The organism is Methanosarcina sp. DH2, from assembly GCF_020804225.1.
Taxonomy (GTDB): domain Archaea; phylum Halobacteriota; class Methanosarcinia; order Methanosarcinales; family Methanosarcinaceae; genus Methanosarcina.
The window spans coordinates 294887-316645 of sequence record NZ_WJBI01000004.1 but is presented as its reverse complement, the minus strand read 5'-3'; the positions used below and the strand labels follow the sequence as shown (position 1 = coordinate 316645).

At 42.9% G+C, this 21759-nt stretch carries 22 protein-coding genes; 11 read left to right on the top strand and 11 right to left on the bottom strand.

Going from position 1 to position 21759, the window contains the following annotated elements; translation table 11 throughout:
• The first annotated feature begins 215 nt into the window (after positions 1 to 215).
• The gene (locus tag FXV91_RS08630) at positions 216 to 674 is read left to right on the top strand and encodes a 30S ribosomal protein S15 (RefSeq protein ID WP_229390167.1); all 459 of its coding nucleotides are present in this window, start codon (positions 216 to 218) and stop codon (positions 672 to 674) included.
• Positions 675 to 918: 244 nt separating this feature from the next.
• On the opposite strand, the gene FXV91_RS08625 is transcribed toward FXV91_RS08630, so the two are convergent.
• From FXV91_RS08625 to nadC, 4 genes are all read right to left on the bottom strand, one after another.
• Positions 919 to 1713, bottom strand: a complete 795-nt coding sequence (locus FXV91_RS08625; protein WP_229390166.1) for an ABC transporter ATP-binding protein — start codon at positions 1711 to 1713, stop codon at positions 919 to 921.
• Positions 1710 to 2795, bottom strand: coding sequence for an iron ABC transporter permease (locus FXV91_RS08620; protein WP_229390165.1), 1086 nt, complete (start codon positions 2793 to 2795; stop codon positions 1710 to 1712). The genes FXV91_RS08625 and FXV91_RS08620 overlap by 4 nt, the downstream gene beginning before the upstream one ends.
• An 18-nt stretch (positions 2796 to 2813) precedes the next feature.
• A complete protein-coding gene (locus tag FXV91_RS08615; protein WP_229390164.1) occupies positions 2814 to 4028 on the bottom strand; it encodes an iron ABC transporter substrate-binding protein in 1215 nt (404 codons plus the stop codon).
• A 1080-nt stretch (positions 4029 to 5108) separates the two neighbouring features.
• The gene (gene nadC / locus FXV91_RS08610) at positions 5109 to 5942 is read right to left on the bottom strand and encodes a carboxylating nicotinate-nucleotide diphosphorylase (RefSeq protein ID WP_229390163.1); all 834 of its coding nucleotides are present in this window, start codon (positions 5940 to 5942) and stop codon (positions 5109 to 5111) included.
• A 478-nt stretch (positions 5943 to 6420) separates the two neighbouring features.
• Here nadC and FXV91_RS08605 point away from each other — a divergent pair, with 478 nt between their 5' ends.
• Positions 6421 to 7236: an aspartate dehydrogenase gene (locus tag FXV91_RS08605; protein ID WP_229390230.1), complete on the top strand. Its 816-nt coding sequence runs from the start codon at positions 6421 to 6423 to the stop codon at positions 7234 to 7236.
• Positions 7237 to 7403: 167 nt separating this feature from the next.
• Here FXV91_RS08605 and FXV91_RS19740 read toward each other — a convergent pair whose 3' ends face one another.
• Positions 7404 to 7529, bottom strand: a complete 126-nt coding sequence (locus FXV91_RS19740) for a hypothetical protein (RefSeq protein WP_255679998.1) — start codon at positions 7527 to 7529, stop codon at positions 7404 to 7406.
• Between the two features lie 30 nt (positions 7530 to 7559).
• Between FXV91_RS19740 and nadA the strand changes: the two genes are divergently transcribed.
• Positions 7560 to 8474 (top strand): quinolinate synthase NadA, encoded by a 915-nt coding sequence (gene nadA / locus FXV91_RS08600; RefSeq protein ID WP_229390162.1) that lies wholly within the window; start codon positions 7560 to 7562, stop codon positions 8472 to 8474.
• Between the two features lie 169 nt (positions 8475 to 8643).
• Here nadA and FXV91_RS08595 read toward each other — a convergent pair whose 3' ends face one another.
• Positions 8644 to 9297, bottom strand: a complete 654-nt coding sequence (locus FXV91_RS08595; RefSeq protein ID WP_345945491.1) for a PGF-pre-PGF domain-containing protein — start codon at positions 9295 to 9297, stop codon at positions 8644 to 8646.
• Between FXV91_RS08595 and FXV91_RS08590 the strand changes: the two genes are divergently transcribed.
• Positions 9278 to 9541 carry a hypothetical protein gene (locus FXV91_RS08590; protein ID WP_229390160.1) on the top strand — a complete coding sequence of 88 codons (264 nt, stop codon included), beginning with the start codon at positions 9278 to 9280 and terminating at the stop codon, positions 9539 to 9541. The genes FXV91_RS08595 and FXV91_RS08590 overlap by 20 nt on opposite strands.
• Here FXV91_RS08590 and FXV91_RS08585 read toward each other — a convergent pair.
• Positions 9486 to 9977: a hypothetical protein gene (locus tag FXV91_RS08585; RefSeq protein ID WP_229390159.1), complete on the bottom strand. Its 492-nt coding sequence runs from the start codon at positions 9975 to 9977 to the stop codon at positions 9486 to 9488. The genes FXV91_RS08590 and FXV91_RS08585 overlap by 56 nt on opposite strands.
• A gap of 866 nt (positions 9978 to 10843) precedes the next feature.
• On the opposite strand from FXV91_RS08585, the gene FXV91_RS08580 reads away from it, so the two are divergent.
• Positions 10844 to 11713, top strand: coding sequence for a geranylgeranylglycerol-phosphate geranylgeranyltransferase (locus tag FXV91_RS08580; RefSeq protein ID WP_229390158.1), 870 nt, complete (start codon positions 10844 to 10846; stop codon positions 11711 to 11713).
• Between the two features lie 352 nt (positions 11714 to 12065).
• Here the strand turns inward: FXV91_RS08580 and FXV91_RS08575 are convergent, their stop codons facing one another.
• On the bottom strand, positions 12066 to 13298 hold the full coding sequence (locus tag FXV91_RS08575; protein ID WP_229390157.1) for a methionine adenosyltransferase: 1233 nt from the start codon (positions 13296 to 13298) through the stop codon (positions 12066 to 12068).
• Positions 13299 to 13577: 279 nt separating this feature from the next.
• On the opposite strand from FXV91_RS08575, the gene FXV91_RS08570 reads away from it, so the two are divergent.
• Positions 13578 to 13715 (top strand): hypothetical protein, encoded by a 138-nt coding sequence (locus tag FXV91_RS08570; RefSeq protein ID WP_229390156.1) that lies wholly within the window; start codon positions 13578 to 13580, stop codon positions 13713 to 13715.
• On the opposite strand, the gene FXV91_RS08565 is transcribed toward FXV91_RS08570, so the two are convergent.
• Positions 13708 to 14451 carry an RNA ligase partner protein gene (locus FXV91_RS08565; protein ID WP_229390155.1) on the bottom strand — a complete coding sequence of 248 codons (744 nt, stop codon included), beginning with the start codon at positions 14449 to 14451 and terminating at the stop codon, positions 13708 to 13710. The two genes, FXV91_RS08570 and FXV91_RS08565, sit on opposite strands and share 8 nt — an antisense overlap.
• Before the next feature lie 706 nt (positions 14452 to 15157).
• Between FXV91_RS08565 and FXV91_RS08560 the strand changes: the two genes are divergently transcribed.
• On the top strand, positions 15158 to 15592 hold the full coding sequence (locus FXV91_RS08560) for a hypothetical protein (RefSeq protein ID WP_229390154.1): 435 nt from the start codon (positions 15158 to 15160) through the stop codon (positions 15590 to 15592).
• Between the two features lie 502 nt (positions 15593 to 16094).
• Positions 16095 to 16487 (top strand): thioredoxin family protein, encoded by a 393-nt coding sequence (locus tag FXV91_RS08555; RefSeq protein WP_229390153.1) that lies wholly within the window; start codon positions 16095 to 16097, stop codon positions 16485 to 16487.
• Between the two features lie 9 nt (positions 16488 to 16496).
• Here FXV91_RS08555 and FXV91_RS08550 read toward each other — a convergent pair whose 3' ends face one another.
• Positions 16497 to 17342 carry an ABC transporter permease gene (locus tag FXV91_RS08550; protein WP_229390152.1) on the bottom strand — a complete coding sequence of 282 codons (846 nt, stop codon included), beginning with the start codon at positions 17340 to 17342 and terminating at the stop codon, positions 16497 to 16499.
• Positions 17343 to 17474: 132 nt separating this feature from the next.
• Entirely contained in the window at positions 17475 to 18116 is a 642-nt protein-coding gene (locus FXV91_RS08545) for an ATP-binding cassette domain-containing protein (protein ID WP_229390151.1), read from the bottom strand.
• 585 nt (positions 18117 to 18701) lie between these two features.
• On the opposite strand from FXV91_RS08545, the gene FXV91_RS08540 reads away from it, so the two are divergent.
• The 3 genes from FXV91_RS08540 (at position 18702) to FXV91_RS08530 (ending at position 21726) form a co-directional block, all read left to right on the top strand.
• Positions 18702 to 19655, top strand: a complete 954-nt coding sequence (locus FXV91_RS08540) for a deoxyhypusine synthase (RefSeq protein WP_229390150.1) — start codon at positions 18702 to 18704, stop codon at positions 19653 to 19655.
• A 4-nt stretch (positions 19656 to 19659) separates the two neighbouring features.
• Positions 19660 to 20325, top strand: a complete 666-nt coding sequence (gene pyrF / locus FXV91_RS08535; protein ID WP_229390149.1) for an orotidine-5'-phosphate decarboxylase — start codon at positions 19660 to 19662, stop codon at positions 20323 to 20325.
• Between the two features lie 351 nt (positions 20326 to 20676).
• Entirely contained in the window at positions 20677 to 21726 is a 1050-nt protein-coding gene (locus FXV91_RS08530) for a site-specific integrase (RefSeq protein ID WP_229390148.1), read from the top strand.
• Positions 21727 to 21759 lie beyond the last annotated feature (33 nt).

Genomic DNA, 21759 nt, shown 5'->3' with positions numbered 1-21759 from the left:
AAAGTATATATCATATGGTGCGCTCTCTAGTGATGTTTTTACCGAAAAACTTACGCTTTTGCAGGAGTTCCTGGAAAAAGCCACGCAGCAGTTGCTGTGGCGGATTAAAAATCTCCCGATCGATGTGTTGGTCCGTTATAATCGGTAAAGATATAACCTCAACCCGAAGAGCTTTTCTTTCGGGTATCGATCAATTGATATCAGGAGAATCATATATGGCAAAAATGCATACCAAAAGAAAAGGCAAGTCCGCCTCCACCAGGCCTAACAGAACCGAGGCACCTGAGTGGTGCAAGATTGGAGCAGAAGAAGTTACTTCAATTACACTGGACCTCTGGAAACAGGGTGTCTCCACAGCCGAAATCGGAATGGTTTTAAGAGACCGTTATGGAGTCCCTGACGCCAAGCTCATCACAGGCAAGAAGATCACAACAATTCTCAAGGAAAACAACGTTGCTCCTAACATTCCCGAAGACCTTACCAACCTCATTGTTAAGGCTCTGGGACTGAGGAAACACCTTTCTGTTAATAAGAAAGATGTCCACAACAAGCGTTCCCTCAACCTGACAGAATCCAAGATCAGAAGGCTTGTTAAGTACTACAAGCAGGAAAAGGTACTTCCGAGAGATTGGTTCTACAAGCCTGAAACTGCAGAAATGATGATTACCAGATAAACCTGGAAATTACCATTCAAGAAATCTTTCATTAAGGATTGAGTTTGCCTTTCCGGCAAACCTCCTTAGACTTTTTTTAAAACGTAATCCTTCCATTGCCTCTTATTGAGGTATATGCAGAAATACAGTCCAGTACTTTTTGTCCAGTAATTTTTGTCCAGTAATTTTTGTCCAGTACTTTTTGTCCACAGCTATTCTGCTTCTTTCATTACTGCATTATTTTTCTACTTCTTTCATTGCTACATCATTTGCTTGCAACATAGCCTGTATTGCAGTCCCATACCGGGCTTCCCGGAACTACACACCGCATACCTGAAATCTCTCCTATGATAACTGGCAGGCCGTATACCTCTTCGATTACCTGAGGGGTAATTACTTCCACTCCTCCATGGGAGTGAACTTTCCCACCCTTCAGGAGGATAAACCGGTCTGCATACCTGAGAGCCTGGTTGAGGTCATGCATTGTCATCACAGCTGCAATCCTGTGCTGAAGGACTATCTGCCTGATAGTTGCCAGGATTTCAACCTGGTTTTTCAGATCAAGGCTGCTTGTCGGCTCGTCAAGGAGAAGGACTTTTGGTTCCTGGACAAGGGAACGTGCTATTGCTACCTTCTGGAGTTCGCCTCCGCTCATCTCATCGATATAGGACAGGCGCAGGCTTTCCATCGAGAGTAATCTGAAGACCGAATCAACGATCTTGAGGTCATTTTCTGTAATATCCCATTTGATATGGGGACGCCGCCCCAGCAGGACCGCATCAAAAGCAGTCAGTCTTCCGGTTTCAACACGCTGGGGGACATAGCCTATCCGGCGTGCAATCTCCATAGTCCCGAGGCTGGACAGATTTTCCCCGTCTATATGAACCGCTCCCCCTTTAGGATGGAGGATCCTGTTCAGGCACTTTAACAGGGTAGTCTTGCCAACTCCGTTGGGACCCAGGATTGCGACAACTTCTCCTTCATCGATCGAAAAGGCGATCTCATGCAGGATCTTACGGTTACGATATAAAAACTGGAGTTCTTCTACAGAAAGAATCATCGTTTATACCCCCTAAGAAGCAGGTAAATGAAAGTGGGTGCACCCATGAAAGCTGTAAGAACAGATACCGGAAGCACATATGGCGCCACTATAAGCCTGGCTGCGGTATCCGATATCAGAAGAAGGATTGCTCCAAGGAGGGTTGAGCCAGGTATCAGATATCTCTGGTCATCTCCTATTATCCGTCTTACCATGTGCGGACAGATCAGACCTACAAACCCGATCACTCCAAGGAACGAAACTATTACAGCTGAGACGAGGGCTGCAATAATCATGCCGACGGTCCTGATTCTCTCCACATTGACACCCAGGCTTTTTGCGGTCTCATCCCCTGCATCGATTGCATTATAGTTCCAGCGATTGGCAATAAAAAATATTATTGCAAGTAGAACAACCCCTGCCATAATTTCCAGTTCCAGCCAGTTCTTCACTCTTCCGACATCTCCAAAGGTCCAGAAGACAACTGCTGCAAGCTGGGTATCGTCAGCAAAGTACTGCAGGAACATTGTCCCTGCGGTAAAGAGGGACGATAATGCAACGCCTGCGAGCACCATTACCTCGGGCGAGGATCCGCGGACCCTGGAGATGAGCAGGATTATTCCGGTAGCAAGAAGGCAAAAGATGAAGGCTACCATCGTGGTCAGGTAAGGGTTGTTAATGATGACAGCATTTGCAACGGTCGATTGCATCCTTCCTGTCCCGAGAACGATTACCGAGAAGGCAGCCCCGAAAGCTCCGGCGTTTGAGATGCCGAGCGTAAACGGAGACCCGAGTGGATTACGCAGTATTGACTGCATAACCACTCCCGCAACTGAAAGCCCGGCTCCTGCTACTATCGCAGCCAGGGCTTGAGGAAGGCGGATGTTCCAGATAATACTCGATACAGTTTCATCCCATTTGGTAGTGACTTCTTGACCTGATAGTATCTGTATCACCTTACACAGAGGGATTTCTACCGCTCCTACCGAGATCGAGTAGATAAGCATAAAAAATAGGAACAGGAGCCCCCCCATAATCCAGAAGTATTTTCTTCGCACGTACACGAGGTAATCTTCGGGAACTGCTCCATCGGCAAAATGCACTTATTTATACCCTCCGTGTTATTGTAGGATCTGCTTGAATCCCAGGTTATTGTACTGTCCGTTCAGGTCGGAGAACACAGGCTTGCCAACGAAGAAGGTGTAAATCTCGTCGGCTTTGGCTTCAGGGTCTATATCCTCAAACCTGTCCGGATAGAGTACCTTTCCTACGAAGTAAGCGTTTGCAAGCACTGACTCATAGTTGGTGTTATAGAAGTTGTAGGGAATCACTCCGTAAACCTTTCCATCCTTTACAGCTGAAAGCCCTTTGAGTGACGGATCGGTTTTGAGTTCTCCAATGGCTCCTTCGTTGCCCAGCTGGATAGTTCCTATGTCGACAAAGATATATTCGGGATCCCAGTCCACAAGCGCCTCTTTGGCAATGTCCGCATGGTCTGTGCCCATTCCGACTGCAACGTTATTTGCATTTACCCAGAGGAATGGCGGATAAGCCGGTTCTGTGGAAATTATTCCATGAGCTCCTGCACTGCTCACCCCTCCAACATAAACAGCCTTTCTTTCGGATTCCGGAATGTCTGCAGTCCTGCTTTCGAGGTCATCCATCGTAGCTTCGATATAGGCAATTATCTCTTCTGCCCTTTCCTGTTTGCCAGTAACTTCTCCCATTATTCGGAGTGAGCTGTACATTTCGGTTTTCTGCTCCTCATTCTTCAAAGACCCGGCAGGGAATGAAACAACCGAGATGCCGGATTTTTGCTGGAGAGTGTCGGCTTCAGTGGCACTTGTTGCCGGGGGCTGGCCAGTTGTGCCAGCTTTCAGGACAACCTGAGGGCTGATACCAATAATTTTTTCGGGGTCATCTTTGCCCCTGAACTCCCCTATCAGGGGGTAATCCTTAAGCTGCGGGTTTGCAAGGGCATAAGGCCTGCCTTCAATTTCCGCTTCCTTCTTTTCCAGGCTGTCAACTCCAACTACGAGGTCCTGGGCCTGCAGGTATACGAGGTAACGCAGGGATCCTGCCCCTGAGCAGACGACACTTTCAATATCCTCAGGTATGGAAACACTTCTACCGAACCCATCAGTGATTGTGATTTCGGCAGACTCGGTTAACTCATCGGTTCCTGTGGCGGTTCCAGCAGCCTCCGCCGGGGACGCACCCTCTTCGTCCTCAACAGGAGTGGGTTCTCCTGTGCACCCTGAGGTTGCAATCAGGGCAATAATGAGTATTCCTATAAAAATGATTTTTTTTAATTTAACACCGAAGATTGCTTTCATGTTACTTTCCTCTAATTTACTAGAGAAAGAGTATTACATAAAGTTAACTAATTTTTCCGGTTAATTCTTATATGTCGGTAATTTTTCCAAAAATTGGTGTGATTTATTGTCATTATCCATTTGACCGGTAATAATTATCACAATGCGTACGAACATGTTATGAATCACTACCTCTCATTTATGGTACTATGGTGTACCTGTAAGCATTGACTTTTGACAGACTTCGTTCTGTCCTGCTGCAGATGAGACATTTTTCACATAACTGTTAGTAAACAGTTAATTTCGGAATGATGAACCTCTCGATATAGAAGTTCTAAGAGTAGAATAAGGGCAGAACAGAGAAAAATTCAGGTCAAAACGGTTACAGTAGGAAAGTCAAAACGATTACAATAGAAATCCAGACTAAAAAAGGATCTGAAGGAAAATACCTGAATTTCAGTATTCAGGCTCCAGCCCTTCAATCTGAGAAAAAGCTTTTTCCACCTTTACTCCTTCTTCCACACGCTTCTTTTTTGCCTTTTCGTAATGGATTGCCTGAAATGCCACATTATAGAGTTTTTCCAGCTCATGGGCTGATTCCAGGGTAAGGAGTGAAAAGATCTGCGGGTACGAATGAGGGTGTGAAATCCTACACCCTTATTGAGTATAAATCCTGAAACAATGGACTTTCAGAGGCTGGATTTAGCAGACCCTTTTATCTGGGGACTCCATTTATTTTTGTTCCATTTTTTTATATTCTTATTTCGTATCTTTGTAATTTTTATTTATCAATTCCTATATATTTTTTCGGTGTTTTTTAAACTTTTGGCAGAAAAATGAAACCTATTATAAATATAATTGTACTCACAAGTGTAAAAAATTTTTAATATTAACTATTCAAGATGAAAAAATTTTAATTAAAAAAGGAAGAGAGTAATGTTTATTTATAATAAATCTCAAAACTTCTTGAAGATTTCTTAATAAATCTCGAACAAAGATATTAACCCAATAAGGTGCAGAAACCACGAAATAACGGGCACTTCCGTTGTTATAAAGCACCCGGTGAGTTTAATGTAAGCATTTACGTCCGAAACTATAGTTTCAGTTATCGGAGTTGACTATTTCCAGGCTAATATCTATCCATCTTGATTTATGGATAAGGGAGCCCATTGATATTATATCCACTTCTGTTTTTGCATAATCTTCAAGGTTTGCGGGGGAAATCCCTCCCGATGCTTCCACAAGGACTGATTTCCTGAGCCCTTTTTCTTCAAGTATAGAGAGAGCCTCTTTGATTGCTTCAGGCTGCATATTGTCAAGCATGATAATGTCGGCTCCCAGTTCTGCAGCGAAGACCGCGTCTTTTGCAGACTCGACTTCAACCTCTATTTTCCGAGTAAAACTGGTTTTTTTGGCTGCTTTGATTGCAGCTTCTATTCCCATAAGTTTTACATGGTTATCTTTAATCATAACCGCATCCGATAGGTTAAATCTGTGAGTATCTCCCCCCCCTGCAGCAACAGCCAGCTTTTCGAACTTCCTTATTCCTGGGGTGGTCTTCCTTGTACACGCTATCCTTGTGCTTTCGGAGTGTTCTCTTACGATATCCACGCAGCCCCTGGTCAGGGTTGCAATCCCGCTAAGGTGCCCGAGAAAGTTAAGGCTAAGGCGCTCTGCCCTGAGAATGGACACCGATCCTCCCTTAAGCCTGAAAATTAGATCTCCTTTGCTGAGGTGGTCTCCATCTTTAAGATCGGTTTCTGCTTGAATTCCAAAATAACAAAATATTGATGCCGCCTCATTGAGTCCGGCAACCGTACAATCTTCTTTCGTGAAAATGATGGCTTCAGCAGGTCTGTCCGGAACAATGGTACACGAAACATCATCGTACCCCAGGTCTTCTTCTACGAAGCTTTCTACTTCTCTGATAAGCATGATTTTTACCCTGATACTTAATGCTGCCCGGATTTATAAGAGGTGCGGGCATTTTTTCCTTCAATTTCTCTTTATTCCGTTTTTATTTTATTGTTTGTAATTTGCCTTTATCCTGAGCAAGGTACTGAGAACAGGCACAGGAAAGACAAAGAGAATATAAGAAAATATAAGAAAATACAAAGAAAAGACAAAAAAGACAAAGTAAGGTAGAAATGTGCAAAGGATTTTAAGACAACAAAAAAGACAAAGTAAGGTAGAAATGTGCAGAGGATTTTAAGACAAAAACAAAAGCCGTGCAACAGAAGATTTAAAGAGATGGAACAGAATACAATAATCCCGTTCTCGGATTTCCTTTATGCCGGGTATATAAAAAAAATTATAATGCAAGCAATTATAACGGATGGAAAATACCAGCTAAAACAACTCAAACTACTGATTAAATCGATTAAAACTTACTGATTATTATCAGGAGCCTGGAATACTGAAAATAGGAATTATTGGTTGCGGATTTATTGGCGGACAGATTTGCAGGGCAATTGATAACGGGGAGATTAATGCAGAGCTGTATTCTCTCTGTGACTCTTCGGAGAGCAAGGTTCTTGAACTTGCAGCTTCCCTGAAAACATGCAGTCCTGCGTATATGAAGATTGAAGAACTCATACGCAGTGTGGACCTTGTCATAGAAAGCGCCTCCCAGAATGCTGTCAGGTTTATTGTACCCCAGGCCCTTCAGGCAGGATGTGATGTGATGGTCCTAAGTGTGGGCGCCCTTGCAGATAAGGAGCTGAGGGAAACTCTTTTCGGGCTTGCAAAGCAGCACAATTGCAAACTTTACTTTCCTTCGGGCGCAGTTGTCGGCATCGATGGGTTAAATTCAGCACATGCAGCCGGGATTTCTTCTGTCACCCTGACTACCAGGAAACCTCCTTCAGGACTCATGGGAGCTCCTTATGTTGTGAAACATGGCATAGAACTTGAAAAACTCGAAAGAGCAACCGTACTTTTTGAAGGGCCTGCGTCGGAAGCCGTAAAAGCTTTTCCTGCAAATGTTAACGTGGCAGCCACTATAAGCCTTGCAGGCATAGGTTTTGAGCGGACGGCGGTAAGAGTCATAGCTGACCCCTCTCTTTCCAGAAATGTGCATGAAATCACTGTAGAAGGAGAGTTCGGAAAGTTCTGCACAAAAGTGGAAAACCTCCCTTCTCCTGAGAACCCTAAAACAAGTTATCTTGCAGCCCTTTCTGCAGTTTCTACCCTGAAAAAAATTCTCAATCCTGTCCAGGTCGGGACCTGAATTCTTCCAGGTCGGACCTTGAGGACTGAACCTGAATTTTCAGTATTCGGATATTTGAATTTAGATTTCCGGATTGAAGGCAGGCCGGGTTCACAAACATTATATAGTCCGAAGGAGTTAAGCACGTAAATCCTATGGAGAAGGTGACATGTATGCGAAAAAGCGCCTTATGGATATAATTTTTCCTTATTGCACTCCTTTCTGTGCTTAACATGTCCTTTTGCCAGATTGCCCTTAATTAAGAACTCAGCCAGACCAGATAACTTTAGCCTTACTTTATATTCCATATTCATATTTTTCTCTCAAATATTTTTGGTGGTCCCATGCAACAAGCAGACCTTATAAAAAGGATCCAAGAATTGAAGTTAAAACGAAACGCAGTAATTCTCTCTCACTACTACTCCCGTCCCGAAATCCAGGACATTGCGGATTTTGTAGGGGATTCCCTTGCCCTGAGTCAGGAAGCTGTCCGCCAGAGCGCGGATGTTATCGTATTTTGCGGCGTCCATTTTATGGGGGAGAGCGCTGCAATTCTTTCTCCGACAAAGACGGTCCTGTTGCCGGAAATCGATGCCACCTGCCCTATGGCAGATATGGTGGATGTGGAAGGCCTTAAACAACTGAAAGAAAAGCACCCCGATGCTCCGGTTGTCTCCTATGTAAACAGTTCGGCTGCGATCAAGGCAGAATCCTATATCTGCTGTACCTCTGCCAACGCTGTAGAAGTGGTAAACTCCCTGGAGGCCGAAGAGGTTATCTTTGTGCCTGACAAGAACCTGGCAGCCTACGTTGCTGCCCGGACCGATAAAAAAATCATTCCCTGGGAAGGGCACTGCCCTACGCATCACCTGGTCTTGAAGGAAGATGTCCTGAGAATGAAGGAAAAACATCCTCAGGCTAAATTTATAGCCCATCCTGAGTGCCGCCCTGAGGTCCTTGAACTTGCAGATCATGTGGCAAGCACACGAGGTATGATCGTGTACGCGAAAAACTCGCCTGCACAGGAATTTATTATCGGTACTGAATGTGGGCTTATTCACGGGCTCCTTAAAGAAGCTCCTGAAAAAACATATTACTGCATATCTGAATTTGCCTGTTGCCCGAGCATGAAGATGGTCAACCTTGAAAAGGTCCTGGCTTCCCTTGAAAAGATGCAGTACGTGGTGACTGTCCCTGAAGACATGCGGGTCAGGGCAAAAGAAGCCCTTGACCGGATGCTTGCGGTAAAAGTAAAATAACCCTTTGAATAATTTTTCCGTTGCGGTTTGCCATGCCCCATTTCTGCTGGGGGCAGTCTGCTTTATTCTTTATTTATTCTTTATTTATTTTTTGAGAGCTTACTGAAAAAAGAATTTGGAGTAAGTGAGGTAAGGAGCCTCACATACTTTCATTCTAGACTTGAACTTTTTATATTTTTTTCTTTAACACAGCATATCCTACAAGAAGCGCAAATAACGGCAGAGAAAATGCAATAAGTATTTTAGCTGCCTTCATAGGCTTTTCGTCTATGCCGTTTTGTCCTGACAGGCTTCTCAGAGTTTTCTGTAATTGAGTTTCTTCTTTGTCTTTATCCTCTGCAGAGTATTCCGTTATCGCAAAAAAGGAATAACCAGGCGTTTTTGATTTGAAATATATGTAATTCTCATCTTCTCCAATCTTCTCAGTATCAAGAGGCTTCCAGCCTTTATTATACCATTGAAGGGTTACCAGGGACTCACTGACATTATTGTTTTCAATCCATTTTTTTTCGACTCTGAATCCTACTAGTCCATTTTTAAGGGAAGTAGGAAGTCCTGCTGCATTTTCCCCTACCCAAATATTCACATGTTTGTATATTCTGCCAGCAGGCAGTTTTGGAACAAGAGCAGATTTGTTATTAAGTACTTCTACAATTGCTGTTGTTTTTCTGAACGTCCTTTTTGAGTCGTATTCAATATGTGTTATGCACGTAACATTTTCCGGAAAATCATATCTTATATGATAACCACTTATCACGTTTCTGGTAGCAAGCTCCTTAATCTCTATATTGGTGGCCGGTTCTGTGGAAACACCGCTTCCTATGCTACTGGAACCAGAACTTGAACCTGAGCCTGAACTTGAATTAGAACTCGAACTGGAGCTTGAATTGGGACTCGAACTGGAGCTTGAACTGGATTCTGAACCGGAATTAGAATTAGAACTGGAGCTTGAACTGGATTTGGAGCCGGAATTAGAATTTGAGCTGGAACCGGAGCTCCCACCGTCTTCACTTATTCCTGTATCCGGATCTCCTGAATCTGAGTCTTCCGAATCTGAATCTCCTTGATCTGAATCTCCCGAATCTGAATCTCCCTGATCTGAATCTCCCGAATCTGAATCTCCCTGATCTGAATCTCCCTGATCTGAATCTCCCGAATCTGAATCTCCCTGATCTGAATCTCCCGAATCTGAATCTCCCGAATCTGAGTCTCCCTGATCTGAATCTCCCGAATCTGAGTCTCCCGAATCTGAGTCTCCTGAATCTGAGTCTCCCGAATCTGAGTCTCCTGAATCTGAGTCTCCCTGATCTGAGTCTCCCTGATCTGAGTCTCCTGAATCTGAGTCTCCCTGATCTGAGTCACCCTGATCTGAGTCACCCTGATCTGAGTCTCCCTGATCTGAGTCTCCCTGATCTGAGTCTCCCTGATCTGAGTCTCCCTGATCTGAGTCTCCTGAATCTGAGTCTCCCGAATCTGAATCTCCCTGATCTGAGTCTCCCGCATCCGAACTTCCGCTATCTCCTACTGTTTCATCTGCAGCAGACGCCATGCCGGGAGTCATTCCAGGGATTATTAGCATTACCAGCAATACATAAATTAAAGAACTTAAAAAATGGGCTTTCATTTTTTAGGCCTCCGGCCACACAGACGTAAGCAAAAATCTTTGGTACGCAGTAAGTCATTGACAATTTATTATATTATTCATATAAACAAAATTTAGAGCCTTATTATGAGTAGATTTTTCCAATAAACTGCCGTCTAAATCATATATTTGCTCAAATAAAGTAACTCTTGACATCATTAAAACAGAAGCATATGATAATCCGTTTATACTGGATTATATTGGGGTATGGATTTCCAAATTTCGGGAAGTTGACTATACAGGTCTTTTTATGCTCTTACCTTCTTCCGGGCACCGGGAACCACTTTCTCCTTAATAAATCTGGTGGATTTTTTCTCCAGTTTTAAATTGTCTTAATCAGGCAAGGGGATTATGCCCTTATGCAGTACTACAATCTGACAGCCGGTTCGAATCTCAAATCTTTCCTGCACAGGCGGAGTTTTTTCATGTAAACGCTCAAATCTTGTTTTGATTGGTATTTCTTCCTTAGCAAGTTCTGTTCCACTTTAACTTTCACAGGGGGTGGATCAATGACTCGAGTCAATGCCTTATCTGAAGGGCCTCAGAGGAACCGTAAATAAAGCGCTGATTCGAAATATACACCTCTTCATCTCTTATGGAGAACCAGAAAGCTACTCCAGAACAGGGCTTCCTGTGGTTTGCAGTAAAAATCAGCAGGTAATTTTTACATAATCGTTAGATACATTTCTGGAAAAATTTTAATACTTTATAATGCTGCTTTCTTCTGATGTCTGCCGGAGTACGAACATACCTGGAGCTTATGAGGTACGGAAACTGCCTGATGGCAGGTTTTGCAGCTATAATCGGAACCTTGATAGCCTTTAATATCCTGACCTCCTACTCTTTGAGTTCAAATAATGTAGGATCTTTTCCTTTCCTTGATGCAGGTCTGGTGTTTCTGGCAGTATTCATGGTTTCAGGTGCGGGAAATGCTATCAATGACTATTATGACATAAGGATAGATTCTATCAACCGTCCTGAAAGGCCCATCCCATCCGGACGGGTAAAGGCAAAAGAAGCTTTTTATTTTTCTTACCTCCTGTTTGCCCTTGGTACCCTGCTGGCTTTCTCCATAAATTCGGTCTGCGGGTCAATTGCCCTTTTTAATTCCCTGCTGTTGATTCTGTATGCAAAAACCCTTAAAGGTACGCCCCTTTTAGGAAACCTGAGCATAGGTTATCTTACCGGCTCTGTCTTTTTGTTCGGAGCTTCGGTTTTCGGGCTTGAAGGCATTGAAGTCCTTTCCGTGCTTTTCCTGCTTGCAGCTCTTGCCATAACAGCCCGGGAAATCGTAAAAGATATTGAGGATATGGAAGGGGACAGGTTGGAGGGAGCGGACACACTGCCCCTCAGGATCGGGGCGAAGAATGCAGGGAATCTCGCGGTGCTTATAGGGCTCCTTGCCGTACTTTTAAGCCCTCTCCCTTACTTCCTGTCCATTCTAGGACTTCGCTACCTTTACCTTGTTTTTCTGGCAGACCTCGGGTTTATTGCAGCTATTCACCAGCTGTTTGTGCGGAATAACCCGACAAAGTCCTCTAAAATGTTTAAAATAGCTATGTTTTTTGCTCTGATAGCTTTCATTGCCGGGGTGTGAACTTTACATAAATATATCAAAAATGTGCCCGAGCCTGCCCGAATCTGCCCGAATCTGCCCGAACCTGCATGCGTGTTTGCATTAGTAATTAAGGATTACAACCTAATTTTGCCGGCTACTCCGAGGGAGAGATCTGCAGAGTCTCGACTCTCATATTTTAATGGTCGAGCCAGCTGGCAGATAGGTCTTTATCAGGAATGAGAACCTTGGCAAGGATTGCGGGTCCCAGTAAATAAATTAGAATTAAACAGATAATTAAATAATCAATTAATTAATTAGTTAAATAAATAAATAAGTACATAAATAAATAAATAAATAAATAAATAAGTAATTAAATAATTAAATATATAAATTAGCAGATAGGTTTCTTTCCTGCTACAAGTTCCATTGAAAATGAATGGATATTTTCAAGTTCTTTTTCTATAACTTCTGCAGCCTCTTTTTCTACATCTCCTGCTGCACCTTTCTTCATAATCAGTTGGGCAGTTGCAATCTGAGGCTGGTCAATCGGGGTTCCTATTTCGCTCAGTAACCAGACATACACTTCGGAGACATCAGGAACTTGCCTGTAAATCTCTGCTGCGATCCTGTGAGAGAGGAGATTGTATATCTTTCCGATATGGCTTACAGGGTTTTTTCCTGCTGCAGCTTCACTGCTGACAGGGCGGTTTAAGGGGATTATTCCATTTACGCGGTTTCCGCGCCCCACCTCTCCGCAGTCGGCATCTTCTGCGGATGTGCCGGTAACTGTTGTGTAGATTCCTTCCATTCCCCTGCCCGGCATATCCAGGGTATTAAGGGATGCAGTGGGTCTTACACACATGCAGGCTTCAAACTCTGCTCTCTCTTTTTCTGCAAATCCGGCAGTAAACTCTTCTATCCGGTCATGAAGTTCTATCTTCTTTTTGAAATAATCCTCCTCAGACTCAACAAATTTGTCCACTAAAGGTGCGGCAACCGTGAGGTGAACATCTTCTTTGTGCCTGAGTCCCATGACCTTTATATCTTCACCGGACTCGGGATACTCTTTCTTGAACCTCTTTGAGTTAAGGTAGCGTTCAGTCTCGAGTACCAGCCTTTCGGTAGGACTCAGGGGCGCATATCCGACTGCTGCGGATGTATCGTTTGCCCCGAGTACCTTTCCTCCTCTGTTAAAGATATCCGTAAGTTCCGCAGAGCCTCTTTTGAGTTCCACCTGGTAAATCACGCTTTCAGAGTCCACAAAACGGAGTTTCTCCGAAAACCATTCTTTTGCCGTATCAACTGCAAGACCGGAAACATCGATTTCAACTCCCTCGTATTCGAAGGTCGCCCTATCTCCAATTATCAACCGCATAGGGCTTACAACCCTTCCTCCTTTGAACTTCCCTTCCACCTGTCCTGCAACAAGCATACCCTTGTCTATATTATGGTGTAAAATTGTCCCGAAGGTCTCAAGGTATTTCTGGCTGAGGTTTACGGAAATCTGTTCCATAATTGCGTCGCAGATATAATCCGGGTGCCCGAGCCCTTTTCTTTCAACAACCTCTACCTTCTGGCGGTAAACTTCCGAAGCTTTCAACTCTTCTATGACAATATTTCTCAAACTCTTTCCCCCCAGATTGCCCTTAAGGGCGTGACAGATACAGCATTGATATGATACAGTTGTCTGATAAAGTATTGATCTGATAAAGTATTGATCTGATAAAGTATTGATCTGATAAAGTATTGATCTGATAAAGTATTGATCTGATAAAGTATTGATCAGATACAGCATTGATATGATAAGGTACTGATATTATGAATGCAAGTGAAGAACGATCATATGTTTGTCAATAAATGCATCTCGGCGAAACGGTCGGTGAATATTCAATGGAGACGTGTAATGAGCTCAGGAACAAAGGAAGGCAATCAACAGGATTCTTCTTCCCAAGCAGACATAGCAGGGCAATTCAAGATCATTATCCTTGCCATTAAATCCATCAGTTCTGTTTCATTGAGCCTTTCCCAGCCTGTTAGATGAACTCTACTTCCTCTGAATCCCCTTTTTCCTTTTTATCTCCGTTACCCTTTTCTTTTTCTCCTTCCGGAGAATGCTTTAGATATTCTTTGAGCATCATCGGGAAGGTGTTTGCAGGTACAAAACGAACTCCAAGCTGCTCTGCCCATTTTTCAATTCCATAGTCACTTGCAATGACAGCTGCATCAAGTTCTTTGGCAAGGATGAGGACATCAATGTCAGGTGCACTGTCAAGGATCCCATATCTGAGAGCTGCTCTGTACTTGTTCCTGAATTTGCCGATTATCCCGCCAATAACTTCTCTTTCAACCTCTTCTCTGTACTCTTTTTTCTTATTTTGCGGGTTTTCCATAAAGAGGCATTCGGTTGCTGCCTCCCATATCGAATCTTCTGCAACCCCCATCCCCCGGTTAATCCTTTCCCTCATGTAAGACACATATTCGTGGAATATCTGTGAGGTTACATCAACTCTATAGCGGTCAGGAGACTTTTTCACAAGCCAGGTATCTATTTTTGCTATAACCTCCCTGTCGCAGCCGTTGCGGCTTGCAAATTCGTACATCTCCTTGTACACTGATGGATAGGGAACATAACAACTGATCCCGAACTGCAGGCGGGCATCGGCTATAAGGTCAAGTATTGCTTTCATTCCCTCACAGAGGGATGTATAACCCATAACCTCCCGGGTCTGCAGGTCCGTTAGTGCTGTAGTATCCAGCACGAATCTCTGCTTAAGCATTTTTTCGAGTCCTTTTATACTTCTTTTCCCTTCTTATGTATTGATCAAAGAACAATAAAATTCTTTGTTTTATTTCCCTATCCTACCCCTGCGTATCTAATTTTCCTTATTAACCTATTTTTTGTTCCTGTCCTATCTTTTATTTACCTTTTATTTTGTTTCTGCCCTATCTTTTATTTACCTTTCCCAGGCCTGTTTTTGTTCTCTCTCCCTGCCGATTATATGGTATATATCTTGTTTGCTCTCTTTTTCACTCTTTGATTGCGGTCTTTTCTGGAGAATCATACTTATGTTTATAAACCCTTCATCTATTCTTAACTAATATTTGTGTTATTATTCATTAAATCCTGATCAAAATGAATAACTGTATATACTTTTAAAACCTATATTTACATAGGGAAGTTTGAACCATAAGCTAAAAAGCGGTTTGAAACATAATTTGTATATTATTTTCTCGGATTGTTCTTGCTTGAGTGCGTAAAGTATTTCCGGGAATACATTGTAATAAAATTAAACATGTTTTCTTCCTTATCGCTTTTCCTCAGTTTGGGACAGGACTTCTCTGGCTGAATTGCCGGCAGCTTATATATCCGGCAGGGTGAAAATTTATTATAAAGGTGTGAAAGATACTGAGCCGGAGTAGAAATACTGAAAAATTGACCGGTTCTGTATGATATGGATAAATAGGCTAAAAATGGGGAATTAAATGAGTGCAAACACGGAAAGTTTAAAACCTTTTGTAGGCTCAGCACAGGGTTTTGTGAGGAATCCTCTGAAGAAGGGAGGCGACACAATGAAAGAATACTGTAATATCTGTGGTCGGGAACTGCTGGAAGATGTGCTAGTTGTGGACACCAGTCTCGATATGAAACCAATCAAGTTCAGGGATATTCACGGGGAAAAATCCGATCTGATATGCATTGAATGTGCAATTGATTCGGTTGAGAACCCCCCCTTTGTATGTACAAGGTGCGGACAGCCAATAGAGTTTAACGAAAAATTCTATGTATTTAAGGAAGCAACTACAAAACCTGGTGGTCCCAGAGTAGATTTCAAAGAAACATGCCTCGATGACAAGTATATCTGCAGCAGCTGCTTCGACGAGACTATGAACCCTGATTATGAAGAAAAAGAGGTTTGAATAAAAAGCAGGGTCTGCTGAATTCTGTCCTCTAACCCGCCCTGAAGCTTTTAACGATATGTAAAAAGCGGGGACAGCTGCCAGAAGAATCAGGGAATCCAAAAAAGACAGAACTGATCTTACAGTTCTGTTCACTAGCTTTTTCTCAGGCTTATCTCTATTTTTATATCTAGAGAACTTTGTTTTTAACCTTATCTAAGCTACTGAAATTTTTCTTGTTATTTACAAAACTTCTGTTTCTACTCTTAATTACTCTTTATTACTTTTAATCACTTTTATTACTATCCGTTTTCTGGAATCGTGAGATTGCAAATGGCAGATCTCATAAGCCTGAATCCGCAAATGCATGAACTTTAATTCCATAAAGACATAAATATTGTATTAATTAAAATTAAAAGAATAAAGTATCTTTATTGTAAAAACCACATATTCTATTAATCTTAAGAGCAAGTTAAAGAACATAATTCATCTATCTCATAATTTCTTTTAAGGGGGTAATCGATTGAACGGAAGTAATATTATTGAAGTTGAAGATGCGACCTGGGGACAGCAGGTGGAAAGTTCCGGAAAGCCGGTTGTTGTAATGTTTTACAGTCCTGCCTGCCCGTATTGTAAAGCTATGGAACCATATTTTGAGGAATATGCTAGGGAATACAAAACTTCGGCAGTTTTTGCCAGAATAGATATATCAGCAAACCCCTGGACTGCAGAAAGATACGGAGTCCAGGGCACTCCGACTTTCAAGTTTTTCTGCCATGGAAGGCCTGTGTGGGAGCAGGTAGGCCAGATTTATCCTTCAATATTGAAAAATGCGGTCAGGGATATGGTCCAGTATGGTGAGGAATGCATAAGAAAAAGCACTCCGATAGGACAGGACATCACAGGGTATGTGTAAGCTTTAAGATCAGGTCCGATGTGTCTTTTTCTCCTTTTCTCCTTTCCTTTTTCCTTTTCCCCTGTCTTTTTCTCTGTATATTTCCTTTTTTACCAGCCCATACTCATCAAAAGTAGTATATATAGTGCTGAGGATGCTAAAGGTGGTACTCATAGCTGTGGACACATAAAGGGCAACCATAATTGAAATCTGGTACTTGATTGCAAGGGTAGGGCTTGCACCTCCGAGGATCTGCCCTGTCATCATTCCGGGAAGGAAAACAACCCCTGCAGTTGCAATATTAGCAAGAGTAGGTCTGAGCGCAGAACGAAGGCATTTTCGAATATAAGGTATCAGGGCTTCATACCTGCTTGCTCCGAGAGAGAGACTGTAAAGGTACCTGTTTTCATTTCTGCGGATGTCCTCATAAAATTCTCCCATGCCCACAATGTTGCCCCTGAGTGAGTTCCCAAGAACCATGCCTCCTATGGGGATCAGGTAACGGGCTTCCAGAAGGTTTCCAAGGTCGAGCACGAATTCGTTGAAGTACAGCAACACGCTTAAATTCGCTACAGTAAAGGAGAGTATAACCGGCAGAAATAGTTTTTCCATTTTGAGTTCGACATTGCGGATGGTTGTGTAGCTTGCAATTGCAACCATTCCCAGAACCCATGCCAGGTTCAAAGCCCCATTGTTCAGGTCAAAGACATAGGTTAAAAACACGCCTACCATTCCCAGCTGGACTGTCATGCGGGCAACCGCGTCTAAAGTTGTCCGGGAGATACGGAGTTTTATCCTGTAACTGATTACCAGGGGAATCACAAGTAATAGAAAGCAGAGTATCAGGGAAGGTATCGATATATCAGGGCTTGCCATCTGAAAATCCCTCTCTTTATTTTCATGCAGCGCTTTTTATTCAACTATTTATCCATACCTTTATCCATTTCTTTTCAAGATTTGACCTGTTTCTATTCTTACAGAAGGATGCTACACTTCCGGCGATACCTTTCAGTCAGAGCCATTTTTTCCTATATCCACAATTTTCACTCCATCCCTTTCCCACTCTCTATCATGTGAAACTACAAAGAGGGTCCAGTCCGTATGTTTAAGAAAATAGTCAACAACCCTTTTTTTAAGCTCGGAGTCAAGAGCTGAGGTTGCTTCGTCAAGCAGGAAAATCTCTCTTTCAAGCAACAGGGATATCAGGATTCCTATCCTTTGTTTTTCTCCTCCTGAAAGATTTTCAAAGTTTTTATCAAGCATGTCTTTTTCAAGCTCGAGCTCCCTCATAAGAATGTGAAGTTTTTCAGGATTGACTCTTTCCCTGTTAGAGTGGTAAGAACGGACTTCATCAAGCAGGTCTCTTACAGGTCCTTCACCGAGATCCATGTCCTGAGAAACATACGCTACATCTTTTCGAACCTGCCAGGCTACCTGAGGGCTTAAGGGCCTGCCCATGTAGTACACCGAGCCTTCGGAAAGCTTTCCAAATCCGAGAATTATTTTTAGTAGAGTGGATTTGCCGGTTCCTGATTTTCCTTTCATCAGGATCTTTTTTCCTTTCGGGATACAAAGAGAAAAATTAGAAAGAACTTTTTTGCTCCCGAAATGTATGCCAGCATTTTCATATCTTATTACTTCATCCTGCATTCTGTTTCATCCTTCATCTTTGCCCATTACCTTCCCACTCTATTCCCACTCTATTAATTTATTTTTCTAATTTAATATATTTCTGACCTTTTTCTACAGATTTCCATTTGCCTTTTCTTTTCAGGCTTTTTACGGAACAGGTTTCTTTTTTGCAGTCCCGGAAGATTTCCTGCAGTTTCCGGAAGAGAAAGTTTATCTATACCGAGGTGTTCACATAAATCAGTTCCATATAGTTACTTGCGTGAAAATAATAACTATTATCTAAAATCAAAAACGATGATTATCCGGGAAATTATAGATTCTCAGGTTATTTTGAGATTATATTACTTTGAAATATAGATTTGTCTGCAGGAGAATTAAACTTCAATCTGCTTAAACTGGCATATCCTCATCCCGGGTTTACTACCAGTACTACCAGCGATTAAAGTGACTGCAGGTGGCAGGTTGCGTATATATTCGATATCCTGCGTAATATTTGATATCCTGTATTACAGTCTGCATACTTATGTCAGAATGCATTATTTTGCTACACGCTAAGGAATAACACAATTATGTTTTAATAATGTTAATCTCTGAGGAATAAAAATGGACTTTGAAGCTTCTGCTAAAAATCTTACAACTCCGGTCAAAGGGGCTAAGATAGTTCCTAATATGACTGTAGACGAGCTTGTGAGGGAGTACAGCGGCTGTGCCTTTGGTGCAGGCAGGCTGGCTGAAGCCGTGGACATCTATTATGAGATGCTGGCTTCCGAGAAAACTACGAAATTTTTCGGGCTTGCGGGGGCAATGACACCGGCAGGCATGAGGAATATTGTTGCAGACCTTATCCGGGACGGGTACATAGATGTGCTTGTCACAACCGGAGCTAATATGGTGCATGACACGGTTGAAGCCCTTGGTCTCCACCATTATAAAGGTTCGGACTGTGCAAATGATATCCAGCTCAGGCATGAATGCATTGACAGGATCTACGATGTCTACCTCCCTGACCAGCACTTTACCGACCTTGAAGAATTTCTACAGGGAGTTTATGCAGGGCTTCCACAGGAAAAACTGTCTATCCGTCAGGTCCTTACCGATATCGGAAAAAACCTGGACGACAACTCTTCAATCCTGAAAACCGCAGCAGAAATGGGTGTGCCGGTCTACTGTCCTGCTCTTCAGGACTCTGTGATAGGGCTTCAGGCCTGGCTGTACAAAGAAAACAATCCTTTGAATGTGGACGCTTTTGCGGATATGCATGAGTTTATGGAAATCTGCTATGAGGCTGAAGGTGCAGGCGCGATGCTGCTTGGAGGTGGGGTCCCCAAGAACTATATCCTGCAATCCATGCTTGTGACTCCCAGGTCCTTTGACTATGCAATCCAGCTAACAATGGACCACCCTGAAACCGGAGGCCTGAGCGGGGCAACCCTTGACGAAGCCCAGTCCTGGGGAAAGGTCGGGGAAGATGCAAAATCAGTGACCGTGTACGCAGATGCGACCATTACTCTCCCGCTTATAGTGTCGGCTGTGCGGACACGTCTTTCAAAAAGGTGATTTGATGGAAAGGAACACCTGTATGATCCTTGCCCTGGATGTAACTGACAGGGAAGAAGCGCTGAAGATTGCAGAAGATGTCTGGGAATTCGTGGACGCAATAAAAGTAGGTTATCCCCTGATTCTTGCCACAGGGCTTGGGATAATCAGGGAGCTTGCCGAATTTGCCCCGGTTATAGCTGATTTTAAGGTTGCCGATATCCCGAACACAAACCGCCTTATCTGTGACCAGGTCTTTGAAGCAGGGGCTGATGCGGTTATTGTGCAGGGCTTTACAGGCAGGGATAGCCTTAACGCCTGCATTGAAATTGCTTCCGAATACAGAAAGGACGTATTCGTTGTAAGCGAAATGAGCCATCCCGGCGGAGCCGAGTTTATGCAGCCAGCAGCAGAAACGATTGCAAAAATGGCACTTGAAGCAGGAGCTTTCGGGCTTGTTGCTCCAGCCACGCGGCCCGAAAGAGTGAAGAAAATCAGGAGAGTTATCGGAGATAAACTTACCATTATCTCTCCCGGCGTAGGCGCTCAGGGAGGAAAAGCCTCTGACGTGATTGCTGCAGGGGCAGACTGGGTGATTGTAGGCAGAAGCATCTATAAAGCAGAATCTCCCAAAGAAGCTGCCAGTGAGATTGCTGAGGAAATTCAGGCTGAACTCAGGGGTGAAAGCTGAAGAATCTTTTTTAATCTAAAAGAGAATATTTCTCTAAGAAAGTATTTCTAAGAAAATACTCTCTAAGAAAATATTTTCTAATTATTTTTTAATCTCAATTACGTGCCTGTGATGAAAAATCTAGCTGATTTCATGATGAGCCCTATGAGTTCTGAGGCACGAAAATTGAGTACCTCATGTATTAAATACTAAGAAAACCAATAAGTAAGTATGTTCAAATTAGCGGATGCTGAACGGTTTTTAAATAGCGATGAGGTTTCAGATTGTAACCGAGTAATCCTTAGAAAGTATCTGCGCTTCCTCCGACATGAAGGTAACTCTGAAAGGACCGGACTTAATCACATTGAGAATATGATATGGGTTGCACGGGCGCTGAGAGACACTGATCTAGCAAGTCTTACAGAAGATGATCTTTACACCTTCTTTGATGCTCTTGAAGCTTATGAATATGTAAATAGAGCAGGCCAAAAAAAGAAATATTCTGAAGCCACAAAAGAGACTCGGAAAATTTCTTTGAAAAAGTTCCTGAAATGGAATGGAAATTTTGACCTGCACATGAAGATTAAAAGCAAGAGACTCAAAGGAAAGAAGCTTCCCGAAGACATCAAGTGCAAAGAAGAAATCGTAAAAATGATAGAAGCCGGAAATAACGCTAGAGACCGCGCTATTATTGCATGTTTTTATGAATCCGGAGCAAGGAGAGGCGAACAGCTATCCACCAAGCTCAAAAATATAGAAATGGACGAGCACGGGGCTGTTATGACGTTCCCTGAAGGTAAAACCGGAGCTAGAAGAGTCAGGTTAATTTTTTCTGCCCCATATCTACGAGAATGGTTAGAGATCCACCCCAGAAAAGATGACAGAGACGCTCCCTTGTGGTGTACTTTGGACAAAAGAGCTGCGTCTATGTCGGTTACTGGTCTTGTGAACGTGTTCGATAGGTGCGGAGAAAAAGCAGGAATCGAGAAAAAAGTAAACCCTCACAGTTTCCGGCACGACCGCGCGACGCATTTGGCCTCAAACTTCACCGAACAGCAACTTAAAATGTTTTTAGGCTGGTCCCCTACATCAACCCAACCCGCAACCTATGTCCATTTGAGCGGAAAAAATATGGACGATGCTGTTTTGAGAATGTACGGAATTAAAACGGATGAAAATGACACTGAGTTTTTGAAGCCTGGTGTATGCCCTAGATGCCGCGAGTTAACTGCAGTAAACGCCAAGTTCTGTTTTAAGTGCGGGTTACCACTTACGAAAGAAGCCGCAACAACTGTAGAAGCCATAAAAACCGAGTATGTGCAATTAGCGGATTTGGATGAAATTAGAAAAATGAAAGAAACATTAAAACAAGAACTAGAAGAGATTGCTAAGCTCAAAGAGATGATAGTGAAAGGAAAATAAATTCTTTTATGGCCTTCTTCAGAGTAGATGAAG

What these genes read in the sequence shown, in the direction of transcription:
- FXV91_RS08630 (WP_229390167.1), top strand. Translation starts at nt 216, where the DNA reads ATGGCAAAAATGCATACCAAAAGAAAAGGCAAGTCCGCCTCCACCAGG.
- FXV91_RS08625 (WP_229390166.1), bottom strand. Translation starts at nt 1,713, where the DNA reads ATGATTCTTTCTGTAGAAGAACTCCAGTTTTTATATCGTAACCGTAAG.
- FXV91_RS08615 (WP_229390164.1), bottom strand. Translation starts at nt 4,028, where the DNA reads ATGAAAGCAATCTTCGGTGTTAAATTAAAAAAAATCATTTTTATAGGA.
- nadC (WP_229390163.1), bottom strand. Translation starts at nt 5,942, where the DNA reads ATGCTTATCAGAGAAGTAGAAAGCTTCGTAGAAGAAGACCTGGGGTAC.
- FXV91_RS19740 (WP_255679998.1), bottom strand. Translation starts at nt 7,529, where the DNA reads ATGAATATGGAATATAAAGTAAGGCTAAAGTTATCTGGTCTGGCTGAG.
- nadA (WP_229390162.1), top strand. Translation starts at nt 7,560, where the DNA reads ATGCAACAAGCAGACCTTATAAAAAGGATCCAAGAATTGAAGTTAAAA.
- FXV91_RS08585 (WP_229390159.1), bottom strand. Translation starts at nt 9,977, where the DNA reads ATGCGGGAGACTCAGATCAGGGAGATTCAGATTCGGGAGACTCAGATT.
- FXV91_RS08580 (WP_229390158.1), top strand. Translation starts at nt 10,844, where the DNA reads ATGTCTGCCGGAGTACGAACATACCTGGAGCTTATGAGGTACGGAAAC.
- FXV91_RS08570 (WP_229390156.1), top strand. Translation starts at nt 13,578, where the DNA reads ATGAGCTCAGGAACAAAGGAAGGCAATCAACAGGATTCTTCTTCCCAA.
- FXV91_RS08565 (WP_229390155.1), bottom strand. Translation starts at nt 14,451, where the DNA reads ATGCTTAAGCAGAGATTCGTGCTGGATACTACAGCACTAACGGACCTG.
- FXV91_RS08560 (WP_229390154.1), top strand. Translation starts at nt 15,158, where the DNA reads ATGAGTGCAAACACGGAAAGTTTAAAACCTTTTGTAGGCTCAGCACAG.
- FXV91_RS08550 (WP_229390152.1), bottom strand. Translation starts at nt 17,342, where the DNA reads ATGGCAAGCCCTGATATATCGATACCTTCCCTGATACTCTGCTTTCTA.
- FXV91_RS08545 (WP_229390151.1), bottom strand. Translation starts at nt 18,116, where the DNA reads ATGCAGGATGAAGTAATAAGATATGAAAATGCTGGCATACATTTCGGG.
- FXV91_RS08540 (WP_229390150.1), top strand. Translation starts at nt 18,702, where the DNA reads ATGGACTTTGAAGCTTCTGCTAAAAATCTTACAACTCCGGTCAAAGGG.
- pyrF (WP_229390149.1), top strand. Translation starts at nt 19,660, where the DNA reads ATGGAAAGGAACACCTGTATGATCCTTGCCCTGGATGTAACTGACAGG.
- FXV91_RS08530 (WP_229390148.1), top strand. Translation starts at nt 20,677, where the DNA reads ATGATATGGGTTGCACGGGCGCTGAGAGACACTGATCTAGCAAGTCTT.